This is a genomic window from Gordonia sp. 852002-50395_SCH5434458, assembly GCF_001665905.1.
Lineage (GTDB): Bacteria > Actinomycetota > Actinomycetes > Mycobacteriales > Mycobacteriaceae > Gordonia > Gordonia jacobaea.
Window position 1 is genome coordinate 16,085 of the sequence record NZ_LZTC01000041.1, and the last position, 16,551, is coordinate 32,635.

General features: G+C 66.2%; 15 protein-coding genes. 9 read left to right on the top strand and 6 right to left on the bottom strand.

The genetic code is table 11. The features are described from left to right. Positions 1 to 166 precede the first annotated feature (166 nt). Together A5785_RS09820 and A5785_RS09825 are read right to left on the bottom strand one after the other, a co-directional pair. Entirely contained in the window at positions 167 to 610 is a 444-nt protein-coding gene (locus tag A5785_RS09820; protein WP_049697824.1) for a MarR family winged helix-turn-helix transcriptional regulator, read from the bottom strand. Positions 611 to 708: 98 nt separating this feature from the next. Further along, positions 709 to 2,082 (bottom strand): NCS2 family permease, encoded by a 1,374-nt coding sequence (locus A5785_RS09825; RefSeq protein ID WP_231894325.1) that lies wholly within the window; start codon positions 2,080 to 2,082, stop codon positions 709 to 711. Between the two features lie 252 nt (positions 2,083 to 2,334). On the opposite strand from A5785_RS09825, the gene A5785_RS09830 reads away from it, so the two are divergent. The 8 genes from A5785_RS09830 to A5785_RS09865 all read left to right on the top strand — a co-directional run bounded on the left by A5785_RS09830 (position 2,335) and on the right by A5785_RS09865 (position 10,260). Beyond that, complete coding sequence (locus A5785_RS09830) at positions 2,335 to 2,583, top strand: DUF2530 domain-containing protein (RefSeq protein WP_049697822.1); 249 nt, start codon at positions 2,335 to 2,337, stop codon at positions 2,581 to 2,583. 91 nt (positions 2,584 to 2,674) lie between these two features. Beyond that, entirely contained in the window at positions 2,675 to 3,628 is a 954-nt protein-coding gene (locus A5785_RS09835; RefSeq protein WP_049698067.1) for an esterase/lipase family protein, read from the top strand. Between the two features lie 192 nt (positions 3,629 to 3,820). Further along, the gene (locus A5785_RS09840) at positions 3,821 to 4,627 is read left to right on the top strand and encodes an enoyl-CoA hydratase-related protein (protein WP_049697821.1); all 807 of its coding nucleotides are present in this window, start codon (positions 3,821 to 3,823) and stop codon (positions 4,625 to 4,627) included. Between the two features lie 33 nt (positions 4,628 to 4,660). Then, positions 4,661 to 5,410 (top strand): SDR family NAD(P)-dependent oxidoreductase, encoded by a 750-nt coding sequence (locus A5785_RS09845; protein WP_049697820.1) that lies wholly within the window; start codon positions 4,661 to 4,663, stop codon positions 5,408 to 5,410. A gap of 29 nt (positions 5,411 to 5,439) precedes the next feature. Next, complete coding sequence (locus tag A5785_RS09850; RefSeq protein ID WP_049697819.1) at positions 5,440 to 7,155, top strand: class I adenylate-forming enzyme family protein; 1,716 nt, start codon at positions 5,440 to 5,442, stop codon at positions 7,153 to 7,155. Next, on the top strand, positions 7,152 to 8,372 hold the full coding sequence (locus tag A5785_RS09855) for an acyl-CoA dehydrogenase family protein (RefSeq protein ID WP_049697818.1): 1,221 nt from the start codon (positions 7,152 to 7,154) through the stop codon (positions 8,370 to 8,372). Before A5785_RS09850 ends, A5785_RS09855 begins: the two co-directional genes overlap by 4 nt. Positions 8,373 to 8,385: 13 nt before the next feature. Further along, the gene (locus tag A5785_RS09860) at positions 8,386 to 9,531 is read left to right on the top strand and encodes an acyl-CoA dehydrogenase family protein (RefSeq protein WP_049697817.1); all 1,146 of its coding nucleotides are present in this window, start codon (positions 8,386 to 8,388) and stop codon (positions 9,529 to 9,531) included. A gap of 51 nt (positions 9,532 to 9,582) precedes the next feature. Continuing rightward, positions 9,583 to 10,260, top strand: coding sequence for a TetR/AcrR family transcriptional regulator (locus A5785_RS09865; RefSeq protein ID WP_049698066.1), 678 nt, complete (start codon positions 9,583 to 9,585; stop codon positions 10,258 to 10,260). A 55-nt stretch (positions 10,261 to 10,315) separates the two neighbouring features. On the opposite strand, the gene A5785_RS09870 is transcribed toward A5785_RS09865, so the two are convergent. Both A5785_RS09870 and A5785_RS09875 read right to left on the bottom strand, forming a co-directional pair. Continuing rightward, positions 10,316 to 10,909: a phosphatase PAP2 family protein gene (locus A5785_RS09870; protein WP_049697816.1), complete on the bottom strand. Its 594-nt coding sequence runs from the start codon at positions 10,907 to 10,909 to the stop codon at positions 10,316 to 10,318. Positions 10,910 to 11,031: 122 nt separating this feature from the next. Beyond that, a complete protein-coding gene (locus A5785_RS09875; protein ID WP_049697815.1) occupies positions 11,032 to 12,186 on the bottom strand; it encodes an acyl-CoA dehydrogenase family protein in 1,155 nt (384 codons plus the stop codon). Positions 12,187 to 12,310: 124 nt separating this feature from the next. Between A5785_RS09875 and A5785_RS09880 the strand changes: the two genes are divergently transcribed. Next, the gene (locus tag A5785_RS09880) at positions 12,311 to 12,895 is read left to right on the top strand and encodes a TetR/AcrR family transcriptional regulator (RefSeq protein WP_049697814.1); all 585 of its coding nucleotides are present in this window, start codon (positions 12,311 to 12,313) and stop codon (positions 12,893 to 12,895) included. Here the strand turns inward: A5785_RS09880 and A5785_RS09885 are convergent. Together A5785_RS09885 and A5785_RS09890 are read right to left on the bottom strand one after the other, a co-directional pair. Next, complete coding sequence (locus A5785_RS09885) at positions 12,892 to 15,729, bottom strand: sacsin N-terminal ATP-binding-like domain-containing protein (RefSeq protein WP_049697813.1); 2,838 nt, start codon at positions 15,727 to 15,729, stop codon at positions 12,892 to 12,894. The genes A5785_RS09880 and A5785_RS09885 overlap by 4 nt on opposite strands. 12 nt (positions 15,730 to 15,741) lie before the next feature. Further along, a complete protein-coding gene (locus tag A5785_RS09890; RefSeq protein WP_049697812.1) occupies positions 15,742 to 16,482 on the bottom strand; it encodes a DUF3027 domain-containing protein in 741 nt (246 codons plus the stop codon). Positions 16,483 to 16,551: the final 69 nt, after the last annotated feature.

Here is a 16,551-nt window from a genome sequence, read left to right on the forward strand (position 1 = left end):
TGATCTCGACAAGCTCGATCAGCGGGGCCGGCTCGATCAGCGGGTGGGGCGCTCGATCAGCGAAGGGTCGGCTCGATCAGCGTGGGGCCGGCTCGATCAGCGGGTGATCTCGACAAGCTCGATCAGCGAGGGGGCCGCTCGACCCGGGAGGGTCGGGGCGGCACGCTCAGTTGGGCTCGTCGGTTTCGCTGATGAGTTTGGCGAGGACCGGCAGAGCGCTGCGGAGGGTGGCGCGCTCGTCGTCGGTCAAGGCGTCGATCTGGTCTGACAGCCAGGCGCGTCGGGCGGCGTGCTCGGCGACGATCACCTCCTCGCCTGCGGGTGCGAGCGTCACGATCGCCTGACGCCCGTCGGTGGGGTGCGGCGCGCGCTCGATCATGCCGAGATCGGACAGTGATGCCAGCACGCGCGTCATCGACGGCGGCTTGACCCGCTCGGCGGCCGCCAGCGCGCCCGGCGTCATCGCGCCCTCGATGTGTAGCGTCGACAAGGCCGACAACTGGGTCAAAGATACGAGTTGGTTCTGCCTACGTAGGCGCAGTCGCCGCGCCAAGCGCACAATCGCTAGCGCCAGGGCACCCGATAAACCGTCGTCGGTCGGTGTACTCACGGGCTTTACATTAGTTTGCCGCACAGCATTTGCAGTACTGACCGACCGTTTTCACAACTCGAACGGACGACATCAGCCCGAATTGCCCGTTTTTCTGGTCAACTGATCAGGTTGGAGATGGGTTCGCGCGCGAAGTAGAGGGCGAAGACGATTGCGATCGCCCACATCAACGGGTGCACCTTGCGCGCCTTGCCCGCCGCTGCGGCCATCACCACCCAACTGATGAATCCGACGCCGATGCCGTTGGCGATCGAGTAGGTGAACGGCATGGTGACGATTGTCAGGAACACCGGGAGTGCGTACTCGAACTTCGTGAAGTCGATGCGGGTCACCTGACCCATCATCAGCGCACCGACGATGACCAAGGCCGGCGCGACGGCCTCGGACGGGATGACCTCGTACAGGGGCGTCAGGAACATCGCCACGATGAACAGTCCACCGGTCACGATGTTGGCCAGACCCGTTCGGGCACCTTCGGCGATACCCGACGCCGACTCGACGAAAACCGTGTTCGACGACGACGACGCCACACCGCCCACGATCGCGCCCGTGCCCTCGACGACCAGCGCCTTACCGACGCCGGGCAGATTGCCCTTGTCGTCGGCGAGTCCGGCTTCGCGGCCGAGGCCGGTCATCGTGCCCATCGCGTCGAAGAAGTTCGACAGCACCAGCGCAAAGACGAACACACAGGCCGCGAGCACACCGATACGTGTGAAGGCGCCGAAGAGGTCGACGTTGCCGACGAGACTCAGATCGGGCAGTCCGCCTGCCGAGTCGGGGATCTTGGGCACCGACAGCGACCAGCCGCCCTGTTTCTCGGCGCCCGAGCCGAGATGCAGCGTCGACTCCAGGATGATCGAGATGATCGTCGTGATGATGATGCCCAGGAGCAGACCACCCGGCACCTTCATCACCATCAACGCACCCATGAGCAGGACGCCGATCACGAAGATGAGCGTCGGCACCGTGGTGATCGAGTTACCGAAGCCGAGCTGGACGGGCGTGGTGGTGCCCGCGGCGTCGGGGATACGTCGGACGAACCCGGCGTCGACAAATCCGATGAACGCCACGAAGCAGCCGATACCCGCTGCGATCGCTGCTTTCAGCTCTGCGGGAACAGCATTGAACACCGCGGTGCGGAATCCGGTGATCGCCAGGATGACGATGATGATGCCGTCGACCACGACCAGCCCCATCGCCTCGGGCCAGGTGACCTCAGGGACGATGGTCACCGCCAGCAGGCTGTTGATGCCCAGACCGGTGGCAATGGCGAACGGATAGTTGGCGACCAAGCCGAAGATGATCGACATGACACCCGCGACGAGCGCCGTGACAGCCGCGACCTGCGCGATGGGCAGCACGTTGCCGAGGACGTCGGCGTTCTTGGACTCGCCCGGTATGCCGCCGATGATGATCGGGTTGAGCACCACGATGTAGGCCATGGTGAAGAACGTCACCAACCCGCCGCGCATCTCTCGGCTCAGCGTCGAACCGCGTTCGCTGACCTTGAAGAAGCGGTCGACGGCCCCGAACCGCCGCGCCGGTTGCGCCGGTTGCGCCGACTGGGCGCTCGGTTCCGCCGACTGGGCGCTCGGTTCCGCCGACTGGGCGCTCGGTTCCGCCGACTGGGCGCTCGGTTCCGCCGACTGGGCGTCGGAGTTCGATGGCCCAGTCGGATCACTCGAGGGATCGCTTGTCACAAGGGGGAAGTTACCCTGTCCTCCGTGGCCGATGAACCCGAGATCCCCCAATTGCCGCAAGCGCTGCGGGCGCCCGAGCCGGTGATCGTCGTCGGCATGGTCGCGTGGCTGGTGGCGACCATCGTCGTGTGGGCCACCGGATGGGGCGGCGGCCGCACGCTTGCCGTATGTCTTGTCGGTCTCGCCGTCGGCGTAGCGGGCACGGGACTCTTCCTCGTCCAGCGCGCCGCGTCTCGACGCGGCGACCGGACCGCGCAACGCGGTCTCGACTGAGCCCGACCGCCGAGCCGACGGCGGGGCGTCGAGAACACGGTTTCGACGCAACGCACCCACGCTCACCAAGCACTTGCTAGGTTCAGTGTTCATGCGGATTCGGGGATTCTCACTACTGGTTACGGTCGCGGCAGCACTCGCCTTGCTCGCCGGGACGACGACTGCGGGCACCGCGTCGGCGGCTCCTCTGCCGGTGACGTTCAACTTCTTCTCGGGCATCCCTGCCGAGTTGTCGAACCATGGCGGATCGCTACCGGGCTCCAACGACTTCTCCTGCCGCCCGACGTCGAAACATCCCTACCCCGTGGTGCTCGCACACGGAACGGGCGGATCACAGCAAACCAATTGGGGCACATACGTTCCGCTGCTGAAGAACGAGGGTTACTGCGTCTTCGCGCTCACCTACGGGGCGCTCGATGAGCTGCCGTGGCCTGGTCCCGCCGTCGGCGGAATGGGACTGATCGAAGACAGCGCAGCACAATTCGGACGTTTCGTCGACAAAGTCCTCGCGGCAACGGGTGCCTCCAAGGTCGACGTCGTCGGACATTCGCAGGGCACCGTCGTGCCCGCGTACTACGCGAAATACCTTGGCGGTCGGGGCAAGATCGACAAGCACGTATCGATCGCCCCGGCATGGCGAGGCTCGACGGTGGCCGGAGCCGACCAGATCCTGCCTACGGTCCGCAAGCTCGGCATCTCCGCGGCACAGACCCCGCTCTGCCAGGGATGCGCCGAACTCGACCCCACCTCCGACGTGATGCGCAAGATCGCGGCGGGCGGCTATTACTACCCCGAGATCAGCTACACCAACATCGCGACCCGCTACGACGAGGCCGTCGTCCCGTACACGCTCGGCCTGCCGCCGGGTGGCTCCAACGTGCGCAACATCGTCGTCCAGGACGGCTGCCCGGTCGATTACACCGAACACGCGGGCATCGCAGGCTCGCGTCGCGCCGCGTACTTCGTGCTCAACGCGCTCGACCCCGCACACCCCCGCCCGGTGCCTTGCGATCGAGCCGCACCGCTCAGCGGCGGCGCGTACTAGGTAGCGCCCAGTCGACGTGACGTAGCGCCCAGTCGGCGAAACGAAGCGCCCCGTCGACGGGCGTTGACCTGCGCGAACGACAATCCGCTTCTTTGTGACCCTTGACACGTCCAATTGAGTGAATGTACGTTCATTCACTATGAAGTCCGAGTCAGTCCGTCTCGGCGACCACCTTCGCGAAGGAGCAGCGACATGAGCTACGGCACCACCGACTACGAAGACATCGAGTACGTCGTGGAGGGCCCGACGGCGGTCATCACGATGAACCGCCCGCAGCGCTACAACGCATTTCGCGCCAAGACCGTCGAGGAGATGATCAACGCCTTCAGGCGCGCCTGGGCCGACCGCAACGTGCAGGCCGTGATCCTGACCGGAGCGGGAGAGAAGGCCTTCTGCACCGGTGGCGACGTCAAGCAGCGCGCCGAGACCGGCGACTACGGGCCGTCGGAGTCGGGCATGTTCGAGATCGGCAACCTGCACAAGGTGATCCGCGACATCCCCAAGCCCGTCATCGCGGCGGTCAACGGACTCGCGATCGGCGGTGGCCACGTGCTGCATGTGCTGTGCGACCTGACCATCGCCGCGGACACCGCACGCTTCGGCCAGTCGGGCCCCAAGGTCGGCTCATTCGACGCCGGATTCGGCTCGGCCTACCTGGCACGAGTCGTCGGCGAGAAGCGGGCGCGCGAGATCTGGTACCTGTGCCGCCAATACGACGCCGCCACCGCTGAGCGTTGGGGCCTGGTGAACTGGGTCGTGCCGGCGGCAGATCTGCTCGACGAGGCCAAGAAGGTTGCTGCCGAGATCGCCGAGAAGTCGCCGACGACGCTGCGCTTCCTCAAGCAGAGCTTCAACGCGGACTCCGACCATCAGGCCGGACTCTCCAATCTCGCGATGAGTGCACTGGACCTCTTCACCCACTCCCCCGAGGGACTCGAGGGCGCAACGGCTTTCGCCGAGAAGCGCGCACCCGACTTCAACAAGTACGTCGGCGCCTGACCGCAGCAACCACAGACCACAGGAGCAAAACCCATGAGCACCAACAGCATCGCCGTCGTCACCGGCGCAGGATCGGGTATCGGTAAGGCCATCACGCTCGCATTCGCCGAGCAGGGCACCACGGTCGTCGCGGCCGATCTCGACCTCGACGCCGCCAAGCGCACCGCTGAGCAGAATGCAGCCATCGTGCCGATGTCCGTCGACGTCGCCGATCGGGCCACCGTTGACTCGCTGCGCGACGCCGTCAATGCCGAAGTCGGGGTCGCCGACATCCTCGTCAACGCCGCAGGATGGGACCGCACCGACCAATTCCTCAATGCGAGCACCGAATTCGCGGAAAAGGTCGTCGCTATCAACTACCTCGGACCGGTCCACATGGCGAGCGCCTTCCTGCCGGGAATGGTCGAGGCGTCGAAAACCGAAGGCTGGCAGGGCGGCCGGGTGATCAACCTTGCCTCCGACGCCGGACGAGTCGGCAGCGCAGGCGAATCCATCTACGCGGGCGCCAAGGGCGGCGTCATCGCCTTGAGCAAGTCGCTCGCACGCGAAATGGCTCGTCACCAGATCACCGTGAACGCCGTGTGCCCCGGCCCCACCGACACCCCGCTTTTCCAGGCTCAGCCCGACAAGCTCAAAGAGGCCCTCGTCAAAGCGATTCCGTTCCGACGACTCGCCCGTCCCGACGAGGTCGCAGCGCCCGTTCTGTTCTTCGCCTCCCCCGCGGCGTCGTTCATCACCGGCCAGGTGATCAGCGTCAGCGGCGGACTCACGATGGCCGGCTAGGGCCCAACCCGAGGTCACTGGAGATCATCATGAGCACCCTCGACAGTCACGACGCCGCAACACCGTACGTCTACGACGCAGCACAGTATCGCTCGTTCTTCGAGCACGAGTTTACGTATCTGAACGGCTTCCGCCGCAACGTTTCCCGATACGCACACACCACCGCGATGATCGACCCGACCACCGATACCGAGTGGACGTACGCAGAGCTCGGCGCCGCCGTGGACTCGTTGGCCGCAGGCCTCGCGGCCTACGGCGTCGGCGACGGCGACGTCGTCGGATATCAGTTGTTCAACGGTCCCGAGTTCGCGCAGCTCTACCTCGCCACCCAGGCAGTAGGCGCCGTCGGATCACCGATGAACTTCCGGTTGGCCGCAGGCGAGACGGCGGTCATCCTCGACGTGAGCAGGCCGTCGGTCTACATCTACGACACCGAGCTCACCGACATGGTGTCGACGGCAATCGAGCGCGCGGAGCACACCCCAGAGGTCCTGATCGGCGTGGGCACAGGCACTCTCGTCGACGGCCCGCGGTCGATCCGGTTCGCCGACCTGCCGGCGGACGCTCCTGCACCGCGGACAACCCGCGGCGTGTTCGACGAGACCGCCCGGCTCTACACCTCCGGCACCACCGGCATGCCCAAAGCGGTGCCGATGAACAGCGCGATCGAGATCTTCTCGGCGCACGACGTGATCATGCACTTCCCGCTCTCGCCGGAGGATCGCACGCTGAACATGACCCCGTGGTTCCACCGGGGCGGACTCTATTGCGCCGGACCCAATCCCACGTTCTACCTCGGATCGTCGCTGGTGCCGATGCGTGTGTTCGACGCGGCGACGACACTCGACTGGGTCGAACGCTACGGACTGACATTCCTCATCGGTGCGCCAACCAACCTCGCGATGCTCGCTGCCGAGCAGCAACGTCGTCCGCGCGACCTATCCAGCCTGAACGGCATCGTCACCATGGGCGCTCCCCTCGAACGCGACGCCGCACTGCTCTATCAGCGGGTACTCACCCCCAGGATCTTCAACGGATACGGCAGCACCGAAGGCTTCTGGAACACCTTCCTGCGCCCCACGGACCTGCCGGCGCACGCCGGAACCGCGGGGCGTGCCTGCCTCGACGACGACGTGCGCGTGGTCCACGTCCGCGACGACGGACGGCTGGCCGACCCGGACGACGTCGTCGCACGAGACGGCGACGAGGTGGGCGAGGTGATCATCCGCTCGCCGAAATGTGCTGCAGCGTACTTTGATTCACCTCAGCAGGAGAAGGCGAAGTACAACGGTAGCTGGCTGCACATCGGCGATCTCGCCACCTGGGACGTCGACGAGTTCGTCACGATCGTCGGACGTAAGGACGACATGCTCATCTCCGGCGGTGAGAACGTGCATCCGGTACAGGTCGAGGAGGCCCTCAACGGCCATCCCGCAGTGGCGGATTCGCTTGTCGTCGGCGTTCCCGACGATCGGTGGGGTCAACTCGTCGTCGCCTACATCGTGCCTGTCGAGGGCGCCCGCCCGTCCCCGGAGGAACTCGACGACTTCTGCCGTGAGCATCCGATGCTCTCGCAGTTCAAACGTCCACGCGCCTATCGCATCGTCGGGTCGCTACCTGTTTCCGCGACCGGCAAGAAACTCCATTACCGGGCAACCACATCCGCTGCCGCTGAGATGACAGCCAGCGAATTCGATGCCCCCGCAACCCTCACAACGTCGACCACCAACGGAGCCGCCCGATGAGCACCACCGCCAGCACGAAGTTTTCCGCACTCGACCCCCTCAACCTCGATCTCGGATACTCCGACGACGAACTGGCCGTGCGCGATTCGGTTCGCGGATTTCTCGCCGACCAGGTGACCCCGTACATCGCCGACTGGTTCGAGGAGGGCGGAATCCCGATCGCGCGCGAGTTGTTCAAGCAGTTCGGTCAGCTCGGCGTTCTCGGCATGCACCTCGACGGATACGGTTGCGGCGGAGCGTCGTCGGTACATTACGGGCTGGCAAGTCTCGAACTCGAGGCCTGCGACTCGGGCATCCGGTCGATGGTCTCGGTGCAGGGTTCGCTCGCGATGTTCTCGATCTACAACAACGGCAGCGAAGAACAGAAAACGCAGTGGCTACCGTCCATGGCCGAGGGCACCACCGTCGGCTGTTTCGGCCTGACCGAACCCGACGCCGGATCAGACCCCGCGTCGATGAAGACGCGCGCCAGGCGCGACGGCGACGACTGGATACTCGACGGCCGCAAGATGTGGATCACCAACGCCCCCATCGCCGACGTGGCCGTCGTCTGGGCGCAGACCGACCTCCCCGACGGCGGCGTGGGTGTGCGTGGCTTCATCGTGCCCACCGACACACCGGGTGTTTCGACGCCGGAGATCAAGCACAAGGCGTCGCTGCGGGCGTCGACCACCGGTGAGATCGTGCTGGACAACGTGCGGCTACCGGCGGATGCGCTGATGCCCGGGAACGACGACCTGCACAAGGGCAAGGGAATCAAAGGGCCGCTCTCGAGTCTCACCGAGGCCAGGTACGGAATCATCTGGGGATCGATCGGTGCGGCTCGCACCGCCTGGGCGGCAGCACTCGAGTATGCCACGCAGCGAACACAATTCGGCAAGCCGATCGCAGGATTCCAACTGACACAGGCGAAGCTCGCCGACATGGCCGTCGAACTGCAGAAGGGCCAGTTGCTGGCCTACCACCTCGGACGCCTGAAGGATTCGGTCGGGCTGCGTCCCGACCAGGTCAGCTTCGGCAAACTCAACAACACCCGTGAGGCCATCGAGATCTGTCGCACGGCGCGAACCATATTGGGCGGCAACGGCATCTCGCTCGAATATCCGGTGATCCGTCACATGGTGAACCTCGAATCGGTGCTCACCTACGAGGGCACCCCAGAGATGCACCAACTCGTCCTCGGCCAGGCCTTCACCGGCCAGAACGCCTTCCGCTGAACGGAGACTCCCCATGAGCGCACTCACCCACGACATCGAGCACAAGCAATTCCGCGACACCGCAGCACGATTCGTCGCCGAGCAGATCACTCCCTCGCACGAGAACTCGGAAACCGCAGGCCAATGGGATCGCAGCCTGTTCACCGAGGCGGGCAAGAACGGGCTGATCGGATTCGAGGTCGACGAGCAGTTCGACGGGCCAGGCGTCGACGACTTCCGGTACAACGCAATCCTGATCGACGAGATCGCACGCACCGGCGCGGCTGCCGAAGCGATCGCGTTCTCACTGCAAAACGACGTCGTACTTCCCTACCTCACCGAGCTGACCACCGCCGAGCAGAAGGCGCGCTGGCTACCAGGCGTCGTCAGCGGTGAGACCGTGCTCGGCATCGCGATGACGGAGCCGGGGGCGGGCAGCGACCTTACCGGCATCACCACGTCGGCGGTGCGCGACGGTGATCACTACGTGGTCAACGGGTCGAAGACGTTCATCTCCAACGGCCGCAACGGCGACCTGTTCGTCGTCGCGACGAGGACGAGTGCGGACAAGCACAAGGGACTCACCCTGCTCGTCGTCGACGCTGCCACACCGGGTTTCGAGCGTGGCCGCAATCTCGACAAGATCGGGCTGCACGCACAGGACACCAGCGAGCTCTCCTTTCACGATATGCGGGTACCGGTGGCGAACCGACTCGGAGAGGAGGGCGAGGGCTTCTACCAACTGGTGAGAAACCTTCCGCAGGAACGACTCTCGCTGTCCGTGGGAGCCATCGCTGCCGCCGAGGGTGTTTTCGCCCGCACCCTGGAGTACGTGAAGGAGCGCACGGCGTTCGGTTCGCCGATCGCGTCGTTCCAGAACACCCAGTTCGTCTTGGCCGAGCTCGCAACCGAACTCGACATCGCACGGACGTTCCTCGACGACTGCATCGCAGAACACGTCCGGGGAGAACTGAGCGCTGCACGGGCGGCGCGGCTGAAGTGGTGGGCAACCGAACTACAGGTCCGGACCGCCGACCGGTGCCTGCAACTGCATGGCGGATACGGCTACATGCGGGAGTATCCGGTGGCACGAGCATTCGTCGACGCGCGTATCCAGACCATCTACGGCGGGACGTCGGAGATCATGAAGACCATCGTCGCCAAAGATCTGGGGATCTGAGCAGCTACAGTGATGAACGGCGATTCACCGTTCGATGCAAGAGGAGTACTCGTGGCGAAATCCGCAACCGCACGCTCGACGTCGGATCTGGCCGTCGAAGATGCGGTGCGTGCGGTCCGGGTCTCGTCACGTCGACGACAGTTGCTCGACGCCGCCGTCGCCGTCATGGAGCGCACCGGGTTTCACCAGATGTCGATGCAGGCGCTGGCCGACGAGGCGCAGGTCAGCGTCGGATTGTTCTACAAGTATTTCGGGTCGAAGGAGGACATCCTCCTCGCCGCGATCGTCGACATCCTGGAGAAGTTCCGCGATCAGTTGCAACCAGCGATGGACCTCGCGGGCGACGACCCCGTCGAACAACTCATCGCCGGTTTCCGGCAGTACGCGCGGATCGTCGACGAGAATCGCGATGCCGTCGTGCTGACGTATCGGGAGAGCCGCACGCTCGACGCCGAGGGTCGGGACCAGATCAAGCAACTCGAGGTGGAGACGTCGGCGCCGATGCGCGACGCGATCACTGCAGCAATCGAGAACGGGTCGATGAAGGCGGACGTCGACGTCGACCTCGCGGTGTTCGATCTGATGATGCTCGCGCACGGGTGGGCGCTCAAGCACTGGCATTTCGCGCCTGCGCTGACGATCGACGAGTACGCGACGGCACAGCTGCGGTTCGCGCTGCCGGCGCTGGTCGTCGAAGATCGGCTCGGCGGGTACCTGGCCGCGCTGTAGGGGTGGTCTCGACAAGCTCGACCAGCGGTGGGGTGGTCTCGACAAGCTCGACCGACTAGGCGGAGTCCGATGGCTCGGCCACGGGGCGGTCGGATCGGCCGCGCGAGGACAGCCAGAGCGACAGCACCCAGGTGCACAGCCCTACCCACACGGCGCCGAACAGCCAGCCGGCGAGGACGTCGGTGGTCCAGTGGACGCCGAGGTAGATGCGGGTCAGGCCGACGAGGATCGATATCACCGGCGCGAGCACCAGCGTCCAGGGATGCGCGCGCACCCACGGAATCACCCGGTACGCCGCGATGGCGATGAGTCCGTAGACGACCATCGTCATCATCGAGTGGCCCGAGGGAAACGAGTAGCTCTCGATGTGGAGGAGCCGGTCGTCGCGCGGGGGCCTCTCACGCCTGACGAGATGTTTGAGGATCACCATCAACGACGCTCCGAGGAGTGAACCCAACCCGACGTAGACGGCCTCGGTCACGTGCTTGCGGGCGGCGAGTGCGATCACGACGAGTGTCGCGACGATCCAGAGGGTGATCGTGTTGCCGAACACCGTGACGACGTGCGCGAGGCCCGTCAGTGGCGCGGTTCGGTGGTCGACCACCCACGTTGTGATGTGCTGGTCGACGTCGGTGATCTGCACGATCATTCTCGCCACACTACCGACGATGCCCGTCGATCAGCGGTGAATGTGTGTCGTGTTGAAGGAAGTGGGTGCTGCAGCGCACACATCTTTACGTAGGACACACATTTAGAGGTGGGCCGGACGCCTCACGCAGTGGGCTGCGTGGCGGCGAGGGCGCGGCTGATGACGAGGCGCTGGATCTGGTTGGTGCCCTCGAAGATCTGGGTGATCTTGGCTTCGCGCATGAACCGCTCGACGCGGAAGTCGCGGGTGTAGCCGTAGCCGCCGAGCACCTGGACGGCGTCGGTGGTGACCTTCATGGCGGCGTCGGTGGCGATCAGCTTGGCGGTGGCAGCGGCGCGCGAATACTGTTGTCCCGCATCGCGACGACGCGCGGCGTCGAGGTAGGTTGCGCGGGCGGAGTCGACGGCGGCGGCCATGTCGGCGAGTAGGAAGCCGATGCCCTGATGGTCGATGATCTTGCGGCCGAACGTGGTTCGTTCGTGTGCGTAGTCGACGGCGGCGTCGAGTGCAGCCTGTGCGAGGCCGGTGGCGACGGCCGCGATGCCGAGTCGGCCGGAATCCAGTGCAGAGAAAGCGATCTGGAGTCCCTGGCCCTCGGCGCCGAGTCGACGTCCCTCCTCGATGAAGGCGTCGTCGTAGTGCGCCGAGGTGGTGGGCACCGCGGCAAGGCCCATCTTCTCTTCGGGTTTTCCGAACGAGAGGCCTGCGGTGTCGCGGGGAACGAGGAAGCACGATATGCCCTTGGAGCCTTCGCCCGTCCGCGCGAACAGGTTGTAGACATCAGCGATGCCGCCGTGGGTGATCCACGCCTTGGCGCCGGTGACGGAGTATCCGCCCTCGGCGGACGCGGCTTTGCAGGTGAGTGCAGCGGCGTCGGATCCGGCTTGCGGCTCCGACAGGCTGTACGCGCCGATCAGCTTGCCCTCCAACAGATCCGGGAGCCACTGCTGCTTCTGCTCGTCGGTGCCGAAGGTGAACAACGGGTGGCAGGCGAGGCCGTGCACGCTGGTCGCGACGGCAACCGACGCCCAGCGCGCGCCGAGTTCTTCGAGCACCTGCAGGTACACCTCGTAGGGTTGGCCGCCGCCTCCCCACTCCTCGGGATAGGGCAGACCGAGGAGTCCTGCCTCGCCCATCTCGGCGAACAGGCCGTCTGGATACCGCTCGGCCTTCTCGTACTCGTCGACGATGGGTAGGAACTTCTTGTCGGCGAAGTCCCTGGTCAGCGCGATCAGATCACGGGCCTCGTCGGTGGGCAGGAGACGGTCGACGGGCATGAATCCTCCGATGGTGCGTGATCTGGACTGCGAACAGTGCCTACAGCTAATAGTACTCAGGTACTCTTCCTAGTACTATTCGAGCGAGAATGCAATGCTCCCGCCACAGCCCAGGAGGTGACCGATGACCCGAGCCGAGCTCGCGACGCGGCGTCGAACCGAGTTGTTCGACGGCCTGCTCGCGCTGATGCTCGCCGACGGCTTCGCACACCTCCAGATCGCCGACCTCGCAGCGCGCCTGCACTGTTCACGCTCGACGCTCTACACCCTGGCCGGCAGCAAGGAACAGCTCGTCACCAAGACGGTCACCCATTTCTTCCGCACGGCGACCGAACAGGTCGAGTCGCGAGTTGCCGACGCCGCGACGTCGCGCGACGCCGTCGTCGAGTATCTGATCGCGGTGGGCGACGCGCTCTCGCCGGCGTCCGCGCAGTTCATGGCAGACCTGCACGCCTTCGCACCGACGCGCGAGCTCTACGAGCAGAACACCGCAGCAGCCGCCGCACGCGTGCGCGAACTGATCGCCGCAGGCGTGGCCGCGGGCGAATTCCGTGACGTCGACGCCGCTTTCGCGGGCGACCTCGCGGCGACGATGATGAGTCGCATCCAACGACGAGACGTCGAAGCACACACCGGCCTCGACGACGCGCAGGCCTACCGGCAGCTCGCGTCCATACTCATGCGCGGGATCGACGTCGACCGAGGTTAGCGCCGCGTGCGGCGTCGAAGGTGAGTGATGCCCCGGTCGTCGACCCACCAGTCGAGGGACACGTCGACGCTCTCACCGTCGCGGGCCACGGTGACAACCAGGTCGTCGTGGACTCTGACTTCGCCGTCCACTGCGCGCCCGCTGAGCGCGGTGAAGAGCACCGCGTCGGTGTCTGCAGCGGTCGACGGCTCTCCCTCCGAAGCGACGACGGCGCTGAGGACCTCCGACGAGGTCGGAACGTCGAGAATGTCGGCGAGCAGAGCGGCGTCGTCTGCGTTAGCGCTCGCGAACACCACCATCGCGTCGGCGTCGACGACCTGCACGTGCCACGGGCGATCGATCACCATCGCGTCGGTGACCGCTCTGCCCGACACCGCGCGAACACGTTCGGGCACAGCGAGATCCATCGGTTCGACGATCCCGTGTCGGCACGCACGCACGATCGCGGCGTAGGTCGTCGACGCCGCGCCGGCCGATACTTCGCGCGCCGGATCGGCGAGATTGTGCAGCAGGGTGTCGGCATCGGCGACCGATTCGACGTCGCTGCCGCCGAGCGCCGCGGCGAGCGAGTCGGCGTACGGATGGTCGAGGACGTCGCGGACTCCTGCCAGCGCCGACTCCGACGGCGCGCGGTACCAGCCGAGCGCGTGCCCGTCGATCTCCGCTTGATGACGCAACCACCACGCCGTGTAGCCCTGGCGGTCGGCCAGCACCGATTCGAGCGACTCGTCGCGAGCGAGGAGCGTCAGGGCCTCGGGCCAGCGCTCGTCGTCGACGAGATCGAGATCGCGCACCGCGGTGAGGGTTTCGGGAAGATCGGCGAGGCCGTCCCACCAGAACTCCTCGTCGGGGAGGTCGTGATCCGGCGCGGTCGGGAACTCGTCGGAGACGGTCGTGAAACCCCACCCGACGCCGATCCTGCGCAGCACGTCGACGCCGACACGCGCCACCAGCTCGTCGTCGACGATGCCGAACGGATGGTCGTCGACGAGCACGGAGAGCAGCGGGGCGTTCGGCAGCAGAAGTTCGTCGGCGCTGCGCCACTCGCCGTCGGCGGGTAACGTCATGCGCGACAACCACTCCGGTGCGTCCGCGGCGGGGTCCGCGACGAGCAGTTCGACGATCTCATCGAGAAGTGTCGAGTCCTCGTCGTCGATTGCGTCCTCGTCGTCGACCGCCTCCTCATCCTCGACGAGTGCGCGCAGCCCGTCGTCGGCAAGCGCCTCCGCCACCGAGAGCCGTTGCACGCCAAGACGTTCGAGGAGCGGATGGTCGGCGTCCGGATCGACGGTGCGAATCCACCGCAGTGGCCGCGACGTCGCGACAACGGAGAGCCCACGCGCGCCGATGTTCATGCGACCGTCCGCACGCGGGACCGGCAGCGCAGCCAGCTCCTCGACCTCGCGCGCCGTCGGAACGAGCGGCGCGAGCGCGGCGTAGAGCCGCTGCCACCAGGACGCGGGCCGGTCGACCCCGACGAGCCGGTCTGCAAGGGCCGCAAGCCCGATCGGCGTAACCCCCAGGCGTTCGAGCGCGACAAGCGAGCTGGACGTCGAGAGGTCGGGGTGCACGAGGTCGGCGAACAGATCACCGAGTACGTCAGCGAGTTCGTCTGTCAGTCCGACGAGAAGCGTCGCACGGGACGGCACGAGGTCGGGACCTTCGGCCGCGGGCAGCCACGGTGCGTCGCGCACCTCGTCGACGACGGCCTCGGTGAGCCGCGCGTCGTCGAGTCCCGCGATCCGATGCGACGCGGGTAGCAGGGCGAGCCGATCGGACGGTTCGACGATGCGCAACAAGTCTGCGTAACCAGCTGCGGCAGAGGCTATGTCGACGTCGGGAAGGAGTCGACGTCGGTCCGGCGTCGGCGGCAGCGATGTGATGATTCTGGCGGGCAGCCCGAGCTCGATGTCGGTCGCCGTCGGCGCGTACAGCACTCCCCGCACCGGACGAGCGGCCACAGCTGCATCGGACTGCGGTGCGAGCCAACGGTTCACAACTCCGTCGCGCGTGTGTGTCACCTCGAGCCACGAGGCGTACACCCGCTCGGCACCGTCGGCGTCGACGAACACGCGCAGCCGTCGAGCACTACTGTCTGGGCCAAGCTGCGCGCCGTCTTCCTCTGCAGCGTCGAACTCCGTCCGCTCTATCCGAAAACTCCTGTCCGGCAGCGTGATCGACTCAACGGCCTCGAGCGAGAGCAGTAGATCGGGCGCCTGCGCCGCAATGTCGGAAAGCAGCGCTTGCGCGTCGACGTCCGGCGTCAACCCCAGCACGACGTCGGTGTCGAAGTCGGCAGCGGGCGCAGCCTCGACGGGCCACGCCAGGCGCAGCAACGGAACCGACGCGTCGTCGCGCAGCGAAATGCCCGAATTCCGCACCGCCGCAACGGTATCGGCGCGATCGAAGCGGATGGAGCCCGTCGTCGAGCGGATCTCGACGTGGTCGGCGACGGTGGCGGTGGCCGTGAAGCCGACACCGTAGCGGCCGATCACACCTGCGGCGGTGTCGTCGGATTTCGCCGATGCCCGCAGCGCAACAAGCGAACGCACGCCATCTGCGCTCAGCGGAGCACCAGTGTTGGCGACGTGCAGTTCGCGGTCGTCGAGCCAGACGGCTATGCGCGCAGGCGAATTCGAGACGGCTGCCGCGTCTGCGGCGTTGACTGCGAGCTCGGTGAACAGTCGGTCGCGGTAGCCGACGGTGACCAGGTCGTCCTCGGCGTTACTGTCTTCGACCAGCCGGGTCGGCGACGAGCGCCAGGCGTCAAGAGTGGCTGCGCGCAGGCGCCCCGTCCCGAACGGGTCGTCGTTGTCGCGCCGGTCGGTCGTCAGGGTCGGCCGTTCTCAGACGATCTCGAGCACGCCGTCGTCGAATGCCTCGTACGCGGGCGATCCCTCGCCCCGATGCGGCTCGACGTCGGAGTGTGCGCCGCAGCCGTACTCGGCCGACACCACGCGGCCGTCTGCGGCGAGTTCGTTGGCGCACGCGCCGAACGCAGCCCGCAGCGCGCCGGAGAGGGGAATGTAGAAGCCACATGTCCCGCACGAGAACGGTGCGGCCTGAGCCATTTCCGACTCGGGACCGAAGTCGCCGTCGTACCAGCGTTGCGCGGCGTCGTCACGTCCCTCGCGGCTTAGTACGCGTCGTCGGCCGAGTCCGAGTTCGCCCGCCACCTGCGCGACGTCGTCGTCATCGGCGAGGAACTCGTCGCCGGTGTCGATCTGGTTGGGCACCAGCCGCGGGTCGTCGTCCTCGGCGGCGAGCACATCGCCGGGATGCAGATCGCCCGACTCGACGCGCTGCGACCACGGCAGCCAGTCGGGCGCGAGCAGCGCACCGTCGGCGGGTAGGAGCGCGGTCTCGCTGATCGTCACCTCGTCGCTGTTCGGGGAGCCCGCGACGACGACACACCACTGCCACCCCTGGTAGCCGGGGATGTCGGAGTCGAAGTAGTGGGCGACGGCCCACTCCCCCTCCGCGATGGCGGCGCGGTGGTCGCCCGGATGCTCCCCGTCGGCTTCGAGCGCTGAGCGAGCCGACTCGACGGCGTCGAGCAGGAGCTGGTTTCCGGTCACTGCGATCACTGTTCCAGTGTGCAATATCGACGCCGCGCCAGGCCAACCGCCCACCTCGACGCGCTGTGGCGCCCCACA